We start from the raw sequence: 13,341 nt of genomic DNA on the forward strand, positions 1-13,341 counted from the left end.
GCCAGAATCGCAGGATGGCTACCAGTGACTGGCCCAATGCACTGGTAACCGATCTGACAAGGCCGTCTAAACCGTTGCCACCACTTGAATTTCCACCAGAAACCTTTCGGCAAACAGCGACTGGACACCCACAACCGTACTGGTTGGCGGGACTGAGCCAGCTGGCCGTGCCTCGGTCAAGGCTTGAACCAGTTGTGCGGTATGGGCGGTGCAATCACCAACGATATAAATCGTCTCGCTAATTACCTCAGAGCGGGAGGTGCCTGCAGTCTGGAGCACGATATCGATATTGTTGTAGGCGCGCTCGAACTGGGCAAACACATCGCCTGGAACCAGCTGACCATTTTCGTCCCAGGATAGCTGCCCCGAGGTATAAACCAAGCCAGCCTTGTTCAGCACAATGCCGTGAGATACCACTCCAGGCAGCTTGGGCAAGTTGTCAGGGTTAATTGCTTGTTTATTCTGCATTCGTACTCTCCTGTGCCGGGTCCTGGCGTTCCGATCCCAGGCCCGGATTAATGTTGATCACCTTGGCCTGGGTAAACTCCAGCAGCCCCTCCATCCCCAACTCAATACCAAAACCTGACTGTTTGCTGCCGCACTGAGGGATATGCGGCCCTAAATCAATATGCTGGTTGATCCAGACCGTACCCGCTTGCAACTGTTCGGCCACGCCTCTGGCACGCTCCAGATTGGAAGACCACACCGACGCGCCCAGGCCATACGGGCTGTTATTGGCCCGGGTTATAGCCTGAGCCAGATCGCTATAGCGGATAATTGGCAGAACCGGACCAAACTGCTCTTCATCCACCAATCGAGTGCCATCTTCAATATCGAGCACCAAGGCAGGTGGTAGAAAATAACCGCCCCCCTGCGGCACCGTCCCACCACTCAAGACCCGCCCATGCTGTTGGGCGTCCTCCAGAAGAGCTTTCACCTTCTGAAATTGCTGCTTGTTTTGTAAAGGCCCCTGTGTGGTCTTTGGGTCCAGTCCATCGCCCAGAATCAGGCGCTGACATTCACTCCATAGCGCCTCGCTCAGGTCCTCATAGAGCGAATCAGGCACATAAAGACGTTTCAAGGCGATGCAAGCCTGGCCATTGTTAAAAAAGGCGGCTCGCACAATACCTGGGGCAATCTGCCTGGGGTCCGCATCATCAAGCACTACGCCAGGGTCATTGCCCCCTAACTCCAAGGTCAAGCGCTTCAGGGATTTGGCCGCATTGGCCATCACCTTGTAGCCAGTCGTGGTGGAACCCGTAAAAGAAATCTTCGCAACCTGAGGATGACTACTCAGCACATCGCCCAAGTCGTTTTGGTCCGTAACAATATTCACCACCCCTGCAGGCAGCGTCTTGGCAATAAGCTCACCCAGCCTCAAGGTACTCAGCGGCGTGCTTGCCGCCGGCTTGATAACCACGGTGTTGCCTGCCAACAAAGCATGAGGCACTTTGAAGGCCAGCAGCATCAGGGGAAAATTCCAGGGCGTAATCACGGCGACCACGCCCAAAGCTTGGCGTTGCAGATACGCGTGCCGGGTCGTGCTCTCTTCCAGGATCTGTGTCTCGATGCGGCACTGCGCTACGTACCGAAAAAATGCGACAGTGCCATGCACTTCAGCCTGCGCATCCCGCAAAGGCTTTCCTTGCTCCTGAGTCAAGAGTCGGGCCAATTCCTGGCAGTGTTCCTCAATGAGGTCGGCAATCTTCAAAATCAAGGCACGCCGTACCAACATCGTGCTACGAGACCAGGCCGGGAAGCTACGACTGGCAGCTTCAATCGCCTGTTCCATTTGCCTGAGCGAGGCACGTGGACTGTTGGCAAAAGGGCGACCCGTGCAGGGATTGATCACGGCCATGGTCTGATCGCCCTCCACCAGGGCTCCGTCAATCAACATTTTGAACGTAGACGTTTGGCTATTCATCCGTCTGCTCCTCGGTAATGCCCTGGGAATGAGAGGAAAAGGAGAAAGGCGCCAAGGTCTGCCGGATTGCTGCTCGTAAGCGGGTGGCGTCTTGCTCATTGCTGGCCCAGGCAATATAGCCATCAGGTCGAATCAGCACCGCAGTCACGCGCTCCCAACCCTCACTGCGAACGCCCAATGAGCTGCGACACCACACAGCCCTCCAGCTCCCTGAGCACGCTATGCCATCGTCGTCATGCCCACTCAGGTCCAGCATCACATAGCATCCCTGTTCCAACAGGCCAAAGAGGCTTTTTCCGTCGGCCAGATCCTGATCGGCGGCACGCCGCCCCACCAAAGCATGAGCACCCGGAGCAGGCGGCGGGTAGGCCACGTTCAGGCCGGAGAGCCGCTCCGCCAGTGTTTTTTCCAAAGCGGGGGACTGCTTGATGAGCTTGTTCAAAAAGGAACGCAGTTCGATGCCTTCAACGGAGAAACAACTCATCAAGGCGGTTTGCGCCTGAGTGTGCTCCAGCAAATCTTGCCCGACGGGGTAACGTTCCTGATGGTAACTATCGAGCAGGGAGTCCGGCATCCAGCCATTGACCACAGCGGCCAGCTTCCAGCCCAGATTCATGGCATCCTGAATCCCGATGTTCAAACCCACACCTCCGGCTGGCATATGCTGGTGTGCGGCGTCACCCGCCAGAAAAACGCGATTTTTACGGTAGTTTTCGGCCTGGCGGCTGGTATTGCTATAGCGAGACAGCCAGGAGGGACTGTGCAATCCAAAATCTGTCCCAAATACGGCTCGGACTTTTTCGCGGAGTTCTTCCAAAGGCAAGTCACCTGGCCATGGACGATTCACATCGTCTGGCGACAGCCCCACCAACCGGTGCTGACCGTCAGGCAACTTCGCCACCATGGCCGTACCATTCAAGCCCCACTCACCGATCATGACGCCTTCAGGCGGATCGGTCAGCGTGGCATCTCCCAGCCACCCCAACACCGTGGCGTCTGTTCCCGGAAACGCAATCCCAGCCTGTTGACGTACCGTGCTGCGCGTTCCATCGCAACCCACCAGCCATTGCGCGGTGACGACGTATTGCTCTTGATCGCTGTTTTCAATCCAGACCGACACCCCCTCATGGTTCTGCTCAAAGCGGCACACTTTTTCAGATCGGCGGATGTCAGCGCCCAGGGAGCGGGCACGTTCCTGCAAAATAGCGGTAATGCGTGCCTGTGGAATAGCCAGCGTATAGGCAAAGCGAGTATCCAGCCGCTTGAAGTCCAGGCGGTGTTCAAAAACGGCAAAATGTCCGCTGGGAATACGCACCGCCTGTGCAAGCATCTCGTGGTGCGCGCCACGCATGGCAAAGACTTCAATGGTTCGCGGATGAATCGTCAGAGCACGAGATTGGGGGCTGATGGCGGCTGTTTGTTCAATCAGCAAGGTTTGCACACCCGCCAGTTGCAACTCGCAAGCCAACCAGCAACCAACCGGGCCAGCGCCCGAAATAATGACTTGATGTTCCACTGATGTCTCCTCGTTTTTTTGTAATCGTGGAGACATCATTGTTGATTAAAGACTTTCGGTCGGGATGCGCATAACGGACGAGTTCTAGCCTGAAACGGCCAAGATGACAGGACAGAGAAAGTACAAAATCGCTGAAAAGGGGGCTGCCCCCCGTAAACGCTGGCCAAAAAAATAGCCTGGGTTCGTGAGAATCCAGGCTATTTTTAGATGCTGTCTGCTATTCAGGGCGCATCATCTCGCTTCATCTTTTTAGCGTACTGCGATGGCTGGAAGCTCCAAGCCATAATCGCAACCAGAACCGCCATTGCCGCATGCAACATCCAGCCTGCCTGAAAGCCATTGCTGATCTCACGCAATTGCACGCTAATCATGGGAAAGAGAGCCGCGATCGGAAAACCACCCCCTTGCATCAAGGCGCTTAATGTTCCGGCACGCGCCGCGTCGGGGAAATGATCCAGCGCCACCAAAAGCAGCAAGGAGAAGCAGCCGCCCAGACCGATGCCAATAATAATCGCCCACAGATACGGAGCCATGTCAGGAATATAGGCAAAGGCCAGGAAGCCCACGAACTGACACGCCAGGGCCAACCACACCCACATGCGGCGATCCTTATTCTTGGCCGCCAAGGTAGGCAGGCCAAACGCAGCAATGGCTTGTGCCACCGACAGGACCGCCACCAGGCTACCGCTGGCTTCTGCCGTCCAGCCCCGGTCTTGATAAAACGTTGCCAGCCAGGTCACCAAAGAGGCATAGCCGCCGTTGATCAGGCCAAAGCACACAATCAAGGTCCAGGTGCGGGGACGCGCCAGCAAGGACAAGGAGGGCGGCGACAGATTCGCACCCGGTGCCTCGCGCGGGACCACTTTCCAGGCAATCCACAAGGCCACGCTGATCGGCAAGGCCCAGAAAGCCAGGGCGATACGCCAGCTGTCCGTCAAGGAGCTGACCCAGGGCGTAATCTGCGCGCCCAAAGCACCGCCGCCCATCAAAGTAGCTGAATAAACCCCGGTTACCTGGGCGATATGGCGCGGGAACTGCTCCTTGATCAGACCGGGCATGCCAGCCTGCAGCAGGGACACACCCAAACCACAGATCAAGGCGGTAGCGATCAGACTGGCTCCGTTGGGCACAAACCAGCGCAACACACACCCCAGGCACAGCAAGAGCAGGGAGGTAATCAAGACATGGCGCAGCGCCAGGACACGTCGCAAGGAGGGCATGCAGAAAGCCCCCAGCCCCATCACCATCATGGGCAGCAAGGTCAACCAGGCCAGGCTGCTCAAAGGCATGTTCAAGCCTTCAGCCACCTGCCTGGCCAAGGTACCGCTGGAAGTCAGAAAGGGGCGCAGGTTCAGCCCGACCAGAATGACAAAAGCCAGCCATAAACCTGGGCTGGCCTGAACGTCCGTCGACGACGGAGCAGTCTGAGTAGAAGACATAAAATCGTTATTGTTGTGATTAGAAGAAAAAAACGGATGTCGACCCGGCAAAGGACTAGGGATTCGCCCCGGCCTGTTCCAGAATACGGGCCATCTCGGTCTGACTACGTTGGCGTGCCAGGCTCAAGGGTAGAACACCCTGGCGATCCGGCAAGTTCACATCTGCCCCGGCCTTGATCAGCAAGCGCAGCACTTCCTGATGCTCCGGCCCCCCATCGGACAGCACAATCGCCTCGTGCAAGGCGGTCCAGCCCAGATAATTCACATGGTTAGGGTCTACGCCCGCTGCCAGCAACAAGCGCACGACATCGACATAACCATGTTCGGCGGCCGGGATCAGCGCCGTACCGCCATAGCGGTTCACACTGCGCAGATCAGCGCCGTTTTCCAGAGTCATCCGCAGTATTTCCAGGCGACCCTCTGCGCCGGCAACCAGATAGGGGCTGTCGTGAATGGAATCGGACTGGTTCACATCCGCACCCGCGCGTATCAACTGGCGGGCAATATCAATATGGTTCAACCAGGTCGCGCGCAGCAAGGGGCTTTGCCCTTGATCGTCGCTGACACTGACGCTGCCACGAGCCCGTTTTTCTGACAGAATTTCGCGCACCTTGGCGCTATCGCCTTGTTCTACTGCTTCCAGCAATACAGTTTGCGAATACACGCTGCCACTTCCTAAGGCCAAGCTGATTGCCAAACCTGCCAGCAAGCTTTGCATTGTTGCGCTCATGCGCCTCCCCCGTCATGGCATCAGTCCACAGGACCAAACGTCTATAAATAGCATAGTTCGGCTTGGCCCAACACCGCATCATGGCCATAGCACCTATATTTTTTATGGATAAACCTGAACCGCTGCAGCAACATCCAGCTCCGGCTGCGACATCAGACGGTCCAGTTCATTGCGCAGATAGTTCAAAAATACGCGAGTTTTTTGCGGCATCAAACGTGAAGGCAACAAAGCCAGAATAGGGAAGGGCGCAAACTCCCAATCGGGCAAGACACGCTCCAGTTGAGCGCAATCCGGATCCAGGCGACGCTCCAGCAAGGACGAGGCGGTAATCCCCAGATCATGTACGGCCAGCTTGCGCATCATGATGGCGTTATTGACGGTGATCGATCCTTCAACCATCGCATCATAACGTTCCTGGTTCGGGCCGCGCAGGGACCAGATACGGTCTGGACCGGCAGGCCGGGCACAGATACAGGCGTGTCCCGCCAGTTCCGAGGGGTGTTTTGGCCGCCCCTTGCGATCCAGATAATTCCGGGTCGCATACAGCCCCAATCGAATCTGCCCAAGCATGGTAGCGACCGCACTGGAATCGGGCTGGGCGCCCACACGAATAACGCAATCGTAATTGTCCGACTGCAAATCAATAGGCCGGATCGTCAGGTCAAATTCCAGCTCGATATCGGGGTATTGCTGATTGAAGCCGCGAATGATGGACGGCATCAACACAATGCTGAAGCTGGCCGGCATGGAAACACGCAAGCGACCTTTGGGGGTCTGGGCCACATCCAGTAGTTGCTCATGGGCCAGACGCGCTTGTTCAACCACGGCCAGGCAACGCTCGAAATACACTTGTCCGGCGTCCGTCACATCCACATTGCGGGTGCTGCGTTTAAGCAGAGCCACACCCACTTCTTTTTCCAGTTCACGAATACGGCGCGACACGGTGGAGACGGGCATTCCCAAGGCCTGAGCAGCACGGCTAAAGTGACGGGCGCGAGCCACTTCCACGAAGATCGCGATGTCATTGAGCAGGGGGCCGGCGATAATGGTACTCATTTGAATTGTTCCATGAATGGAAATACGTTTGCAATATTAAGGGTTTTTACTAGGTTTAGAAAGGCTCATACTCCATCTAACGATTCGCTAAACACAACAGCGAACCACCGAAAAACACACCGTAGATTTGGAGTAAATAATGAAAAACATCGCACGCGCAACTATCGCCAGCCTGATTCTTGGTGCAACCGCTTTGAGCGGCACTGCCATGGCAGCCACCAACAACGCCGCCACCGGTGAAAACCTGAACTACCCAACGATTCAATCGACCGACGCTCCGTTGAGCCGTCAGCAAGTGGTTCAGGAACTGGCTGCTGCTCAAGAGCAAGGCTACATCAGCACAGGTTCGATGGGCGACTACCCACGTATCGACACCCGCTCCGAACTGAGCCGCGATCAGGTTGCAGCAGAAGCCAAAGACTGGAACAACAACAACGGCACCTTTGTTGCTTACTAAGCTGATTGCTCCCTAGTTAGTCGTAGTTCCCCCCTTGAAACGCCTCTTCGGAGGCGTTTTTTTATACCATGTGTTGACCTTCCCATCGGGTCAAGCCCTAAAGTGGCCTCATTGACGATCCATTGAAGGGTGATTTCGATGACAACAAGCGCTTCAAACCAGGGCTCACGCCTGACTTTAGACGTGGAAGGCATGACGTGCGCCTCCTGCGTCAGCCGGGTTGAAAAAATTATTGGCAAGGTGCCAGGGGTGCAATCAGCCCAGGTCAACCTGGCCACCAACAAGGCCACTGTAAACTTCGAGGGTGCCGCCCCGATCGACGCCATTATGCAGGCAGTGGAAAAGGGTGGTTACAAAGTTTCCCAACAGGACATCGTTCTGGATGTGCAGGACATGACCTGCGCCTCTTGCGTAGGTCGGGTGGAAAAAGCCCTGCTGAAAGTGCCCGGTGTGCAAAAAGCCTCGGTCAATCTGGCTACCGCCAAAGCCCACGTCCAGGTCGTGCAAGGCGTAAAAGCTGCCGACCTGATCCAGGCTGTGAGCAAAGCCGGTTATCCCGCCAGCCTGGCCGAAGCCGCCGCCACAAACGACCAGTTTGAACGGGCCGAGCAAACCTACGAAACCCTGCGCAAGCGGTTCTGGCTCGCTTTGGTTCTGGCCTTGCCTGTTTTCATTCTGGAAATGGGCGGCCATATGGTGCCTGCCTTTCATCATTGGGTGGCCAGCACCATCGGCACACAAAACAGCTGGCTGATCCAGTTTGTTCTCACCACGCTGGTCTTGCTATTTCCTGGCCGAGAGTTCTATACCAAAGGAATTCCTGTTCTGCTGCGTGGTGGCCCGGATATGAACTCGCTGGTGGCGGTGGGGACCTTGGCAGCGTACAGCTTCTCGCTGGTTGCAACCTTTGCCCCCCAGTGGCTGCCTGCCGAGTCCGTCTACGTCTACTTTGAAGCTGCTGCTGTCATCGTGGCCCTGATTTTGCTGGGCCGTGTCATGGAAGCCCGTGCAAAGGGCCGGACCTCCGAAGCCATTCAGCGCTTGCTCAGTCTGCAACCGCCGACCGCCCGTGTACGTCGCGACGGCCAGGAAGTAGAGCTGCCTTTAGCCGATCTGCATACGGGCGATATCGTCCTGGTTCGCCCCGGCGAGCGCATTCCGGTCGACGGTGATGTGGTAGCCGGTCAAAGCTACGTGGATGAATCCATGGTGACGGGCGAGTCCATTGCCGTCTCCAAATCCCAGGGCGATAAAGTCATTGGCGGCACCGTCAATCAAAAAGGTTCGCTGGAGTTTGAAGCCACGGCAGTGGGTCAGGATACGGTGCTGGCCAATATTGTTTCCATGGTTGAACAGGCCCAGGGTTCCAAGCTGCCTATTCAGGCCGTCGTCGACAAAATCACGCTGTGGTTTGTACCCGCCGTCATGACACTGGCTGTCTTGACCGCCATTGTCTGGCTGATTTTTGGCCCGTCGCCCGCATTGAGCTTTGCGCTGGTCAATGCCGTGGCCGTGCTGATCATTGCATGCCCGTGCGCCATGGGTCTGGCCACGCCAACCTCCATCATGGTGGGCACCGGCCGCGCCGCACAGGCAGGTGTACTGTTCCGTAAAGGGGACTCGCTGCAAGCACTGCGCGATGTGAAAGTTGTCGCCGTGGATAAAACCGGCACCCTGACCAAAGGTGCACCCGAACTGACTGATTTTGTCTGCGCTCCCGGTGAAAACCAGGATCAGGCGCTGGCTGCCATCGCCGCTCTGGAAAACTACTCCGAGCATCCGATTGCCCAGGCCATCGTCAGCGCAGCCAAGGACAAGCAAATCACGCTGCCTGACGCCGAGCAGTTCGAATCCCTGACCGGTTTGGGCGTCACAGCTCAAATCGGAGCCGATCAATGGCATGTCGGTGCAGACCGCTTGATGACTCAATTAGGTGCAGACCTGTCTGCCTTTACGGAGCAAGCCCAGACGCTGGCCCAGGAAGGCAAGACGCCCATGTATGCCGCTCGCAACAAGCAGGTTATTGCCTTGCTGGCCGTGGCTGATCCGATCAAGGAAACCACCCCGCGCGCCATTGAGCAACTGCATGCCCGTGGTATCAAGGTGGTGATGATTACCGGTGACAACCGCCACACGGCCAATGCCATTGCCCGCCGCTTGAATATTGATGAAGTGGTGGCGGAAGTCATGCCTGAAGGCAAGGTCCAGGCTGTCCAGGCTCTGCGAGAAACCCATCAACATCTGGCCTATGTCGGTGACGGGATTAACGACGCACCCGCGCTGGCCGTGGCCGACGTGGGGATTGCCATTGGCACCGGTACGGATATTGCCATTGAAGCGGCTGATGTGGTCTTGATGTCGGGGGATATGCAGGGTGTAGTCACCGCCATTTCCCTGTCCCACGCCACCATGCGCAATATCCATCAAAACCTGTTCTGGGCCTTTGCCTACAACGTGGCGCTAATCCCGGTTGCCGCCGGTGTGCTGTATCCCTTTAACGGCACCTTGCTCTCGCCCATGTTTGCGGCAGGCGCCATGGCCTTGTCCAGCGTCTTTGTGGTCAGCAATGCCTTACGCTTGCGGCGTGTGAAGCTGAATTAAGAGTGCATCAAAACACCTCATACCGCAGGTCTTTCCAACCCGTTGTTTTAACAGCGGGTTTTTTCCTCTCCTTTCTCTCTCAGAGAAAAAAAATGCCGCCACGGATGGACGGCATTTTTATCGAGCAAAGCAACATCGCCACACTCAGGATTCCGTTTTATCGCTCAGGCTTTCAGCGTATAGCGCAAAATCTCGACGATTTGCTCGGGTGTGGTCGCCCAGGCCTGCGCACTGGCATCCACTTCTTTCAATGGGTGGATGATGTCCTCGGCATGCAAGGTCACGTAGGGTTTGCCCAAGGCGGCACAGAAGCCGGCATCAAAAGCAGCATTCCACTGCTTGTACTTGTCCCCAAAGCGCACCACGACCAGATCCGCTTGCTCAATCAAGGTTCTGGTACGGATGGCATTGATTTTGGAGGATTTGTGATCACGCCAAAAACCTTCGCTGGCCGGCCCCAGGTGATCGCCTGCAGCATCGCTGGCATCGTGATCGGTGACAGGGCTGGTAAAGGTGATCTCCAATCCAGCGGCCTTTGCACCTTGAGCAATCTGCTCGCGCCAATCCGTGTGAATTTCGCCGGACAGATAAACGGTGTAAGTCATTACGCACTCCATAAAGAAAAGCCGGACGCCTCTTCAACAGGCGCCCGGCGCATTCAAACCCGTCCAACAGTAGCATATTGAGCGCTGTCTAACAGCAGACAAACGCGATAGCCCTTATTTGCAAACACATTCGGGATGTCGGGCAGGCGAGCCGTTCCTTTGAATGCGGCCCTTGATTAGCGAATCGGGATGGCGACAGGGCGCAAGGGAGCGGCATCACCACCACGGATCTTGAGCGGGCCACCAATAAAGGCAAACTCATAGACCTTGTCCTTGGACAATTCATCCAGCGCAATCAGCTCGATAATCGGTGCACCTTGTTGTGCCAGCAGGTACGTGTGCAAAGGCACGTAGTCGTCGGGCACTTCGGAAGGGAAGGTTTCAAAGCTCAAGTTGTCCGCACCCACAATCATGGCGCCGCCTTCTTCCACCAGGTAGCGAGCAGCATCCAGGCCCATGCCGGGAGGCGCATTCATGTAGGCTTTGGGATCATTGAAGAGCTTCATGCGACCGGTACGGATCAGGACAATATCACCTTCTTTCAGCACCGTTTTTTGACGGGCCAGGGCATCCTTCAAATCCTGACGCGTGATGCGATACTGGTCAGGCAGCATGTCTACACCTTTGGCGGCGGCCACATCAATCAAGACACCACGGGCAATCAAGGGCGGGAATTTTTCGATACCCGTGCGGTTCCAGCCACGGTCACCCAGATGCTCATCAGCCTTGAAGCCATTCCAGATCTTTCCATGAATTCCGAAGTGATTCAGGGCATCAATATGTGTCCCCGTATGGCTGTACATGGAAAAGGCCGTGCCCGTATAGCTACGCACCGCGTTCATGTCCTTGCCAACACCCATCGGATCATCCACCTCAGTGCCACGGGGGGTGTGAGTCATCCAGAACTGATAGTGCGGGTCACCCGCATCCTGCCAGCTGGGCATGCCCAGGTAGTAGTCGGTCGCCAGGTCATAGACCTTGCTGCCATCCAGGCGGGACAGAATGGCGGCTCGCGACGCAGGGGTAATCAGGTTCAGGCGACCAATTTCATCATCCGGGCCCCAGGGGCTGATGCCTACTTCCTGAGTACCAAGAGGCGGGGGGTTATTCGCTTGATGAGTGGAATGAGCCAGGGAGACGCTCATGCTGCTTGCGCCAACCAACAATAAACCGAGAAGACGGTGAGAGAAACGAATCGACATGGGATGTCCTTATAGGGAACGTAAGTAAGAAAGAGGGGAGAGCCGCGTTTACAGCAAGGCGAGCAAACGGCTTTTGAGCATGTCGGCAGGCTGGGTCTGCAAGCGAGCCAGCTCCTGGCCTGTCTCACGCGAGGACACCAGGACGGTGGGAATGGACTGGATACCCAGCCTGGCAGCTTGAGTGCGATCGGCTTGAACCCGCTGATGAGCAATATCGCTATCCATGGCGCTCAGAAAGGCTTCACCATCAAAACCTTGAGCCACGGCAATCGCCAGCAGGGTGTCCATATCGCCGATATTGCGGCTTTCTGCCAGATGCGCGCGCTGCACGGCATCAAAGTAGTCCCAATGACCTTGCTCACCAGCCAGCAGACAGGCTGCCTGGCAAGCCAGGGCGGACAGCATTCCGTGGGGATACTCGAAGTTCTGTGCCTGCATGCCCTCGATATTGATGGACTGGGTATCGTCGTGTTGAGCGCAGGCGGCCCAATGCCCCAGGATTTCACGTTTGGCGCGCTCCATGGAACCGAAGGCGCGCAGCATTTGCTCACGGCTGTCTTGCAGAACAAAGGTATGATGGCGGACCTGGATACCCAGGTCAGCAGCCACTTGCCGCAGACGTGGCGACATGACATAACACCATCCGCAGACGGCATCATGGAAGAAATCAATAATTAAGGGGGAGACCAGCGGTTGAGTCGTGCCAGGGTATGGTTGATCGTGCATTGTGATGTCCTTGTAAGATGGTCATCACAATAGCGTTCCCCGGAGCGGAGAATAAGCACGTGGCGGTGCAGACTGTTTTTACTCTGGGTTCAGAAAGGCCTGTTTACCGGGCTTTGGACATGGCATTGGGCAGTTGGGCGGCCAGATAATCCACGAAGGCTTTGACCTTGGGTTGCAGGTGTCGGTTGGTCGGATACACGGCATAAATATGCCGTGGCTCATTCACGAACTCGGGCAAAACGCGTTGCAACTGCCCGCTGGCAATGGCCGGATCTGCCAGAAAAGAAGGCAGGGCACCGATCCCCAAACCTGCAATCAGAAAGTCGCGCAGCATCAGGCTGTTATTCACCTGACTATGTTCGCCTGAAAACAGCAATGCCGTGCTGCCGGGAGCCGGCGTGTTAGGGGCGCTGTCTATATCACTATCAAAAACAATGCCTTGGGTATGCGCCAGGCTGTAGCTGATCATTTGGTGATGCCGTAAATCCTGCAAAGTCTGGGGTTGACCATGGAGCTTCAGATAAGCAGGGGCCGCGCAAAGCTTTTGCTCGATGGTGGCCAGACGACGGGCAATCAGGGTGGAATCATCCAGGCTGGTACGCAAACGCACCGACACATCAAAACCATGCGCAACCGTGTCCACAATCCGGTCTTCCATGACTAGCTCCAGCTTCAGGTCCGGGTACTTGCGCAGAAAATCCGTAATCAAGGGCGACAGAACGCTAAGCGCAAAGGACAGGGGCGCATTGACGCGCAAGGTACCCGCTACGCGTTGGGATTGTTGTTTGACCGAGCGCTCCAAGGCGTCCAGCTCATCCAGTAATCGACAGCATTCGGCATAGTAACTGCGGCCGGTTTCCGTCAGACTCATGCTGCGCGTGGTGCGCTGGATCAAGATCGTGTCCAGATGCGCCTCCAGACTCCGCAATTGCTTGCTCAAGCCAGCTGCCGATATCCCCAGGTCCTCGGCGGCCTTGGCCAAGCCGCCCAACTCCACAATGCGCCGGAAAGTGCGCATGACATTAAATGTGTCCATAAAGGATAGGTGCTCAAACAATCATCTATAGCAGGGCTTGGGTGGGACG

At 56.3% G+C, this 13,341-nt stretch carries 12 protein-coding genes; 2 read left to right on the top strand and 10 right to left on the bottom strand.

The window, feature by feature from the left end; all coding sequences use genetic code 11:
* Positions 1 to 66 precede the first annotated feature (66 nt).
* The 6 genes from CPY64_RS08335 to CPY64_RS08360 all read right to left on the bottom strand — a co-directional run bounded on the left by CPY64_RS08335 (position 67) and on the right by CPY64_RS08360 (position 6,665).
* Complete coding sequence (locus tag CPY64_RS08335; RefSeq protein WP_042480647.1) at positions 67 to 468, bottom strand: RidA family protein; 402 nt, start codon at positions 466 to 468, stop codon at positions 67 to 69.
* Complete coding sequence (locus tag CPY64_RS08340; protein WP_042480649.1) at positions 458 to 1,924, bottom strand: aldehyde dehydrogenase family protein; 1,467 nt, start codon at positions 1,922 to 1,924, stop codon at positions 458 to 460. The genes CPY64_RS08335 and CPY64_RS08340 overlap by 11 nt, the downstream gene beginning before the upstream one ends.
* Entirely contained in the window at positions 1,917 to 3,440 is a 1,524-nt protein-coding gene (locus tag CPY64_RS08345) for an FAD-dependent monooxygenase (RefSeq protein ID WP_042480652.1), read from the bottom strand. The genes CPY64_RS08340 and CPY64_RS08345 overlap by 8 nt, the downstream gene beginning before the upstream one ends.
* 221 nt (positions 3,441 to 3,661) lie before the next feature.
* Positions 3,662 to 4,879: a cyanate transporter gene (locus tag CPY64_RS08350; protein WP_042480655.1), complete on the bottom strand. Its 1,218-nt coding sequence runs from the start codon at positions 4,877 to 4,879 to the stop codon at positions 3,662 to 3,664.
* Between the two features lie 55 nt (positions 4,880 to 4,934).
* On the bottom strand, positions 4,935 to 5,609 hold the full coding sequence (locus tag CPY64_RS08355) for an ankyrin repeat domain-containing protein (protein WP_096917383.1): 675 nt from the start codon (positions 5,607 to 5,609) through the stop codon (positions 4,935 to 4,937).
* Positions 5,610 to 5,711: 102 nt separating this feature from the next.
* Positions 5,712 to 6,665 (bottom strand): LysR family transcriptional regulator, encoded by a 954-nt coding sequence (locus CPY64_RS08360; RefSeq protein ID WP_042480661.1) that lies wholly within the window; start codon positions 6,663 to 6,665, stop codon positions 5,712 to 5,714.
* 139 nt (positions 6,666 to 6,804) lie between these two features.
* Here CPY64_RS08360 and CPY64_RS08365 point away from each other — a divergent pair, with 139 nt between their 5' ends.
* Together CPY64_RS08365 and CPY64_RS08370 are read left to right on the top strand one after the other, a co-directional pair.
* Entirely contained in the window at positions 6,805 to 7,122 is a 318-nt protein-coding gene (locus CPY64_RS08365) for a DUF4148 domain-containing protein (protein WP_042480664.1), read from the top strand.
* A gap of 138 nt (positions 7,123 to 7,260) precedes the next feature.
* Positions 7,261 to 9,723 (top strand): heavy metal translocating P-type ATPase, encoded by a 2,463-nt coding sequence (locus CPY64_RS08370; protein ID WP_042480667.1) that lies wholly within the window; start codon positions 7,261 to 7,263, stop codon positions 9,721 to 9,723.
* Positions 9,724 to 9,887: 164 nt separating this feature from the next.
* Here CPY64_RS08370 and CPY64_RS08375 read toward each other — a convergent pair whose 3' ends face one another.
* From CPY64_RS08375 to CPY64_RS08390, 4 genes are all read right to left on the bottom strand, one after another.
* Complete coding sequence (locus tag CPY64_RS08375) at positions 9,888 to 10,328, bottom strand: YtoQ family protein (RefSeq protein ID WP_042480670.1); 441 nt, start codon at positions 10,326 to 10,328, stop codon at positions 9,888 to 9,890.
* A 176-nt stretch (positions 10,329 to 10,504) separates the two neighbouring features.
* Complete coding sequence (locus CPY64_RS08380) at positions 10,505 to 11,473, bottom strand: cyclase family protein (RefSeq protein WP_372407007.1); 969 nt, start codon at positions 11,471 to 11,473, stop codon at positions 10,505 to 10,507.
* A gap of 105 nt (positions 11,474 to 11,578) precedes the next feature.
* Positions 11,579 to 12,256 carry a DsbA family oxidoreductase gene (locus tag CPY64_RS08385; RefSeq protein WP_042480675.1) on the bottom strand — a complete coding sequence of 226 codons (678 nt, stop codon included), beginning with the start codon at positions 12,254 to 12,256 and terminating at the stop codon, positions 11,579 to 11,581.
* 103 nt (positions 12,257 to 12,359) lie between these two features.
* On the bottom strand, positions 12,360 to 13,292 hold the full coding sequence (locus tag CPY64_RS08390) for a LysR family transcriptional regulator (protein ID WP_042482127.1): 933 nt from the start codon (positions 13,290 to 13,292) through the stop codon (positions 12,360 to 12,362).
* Between the last annotated feature and the right edge of the window lie 49 nt (positions 13,293 to 13,341).

This window comes from Alcaligenes faecalis (assembly GCF_002443155.1).
GTDB lineage: Bacteria > Pseudomonadota > Gammaproteobacteria > Burkholderiales > Burkholderiaceae_B > Alcaligenes > Alcaligenes faecalis.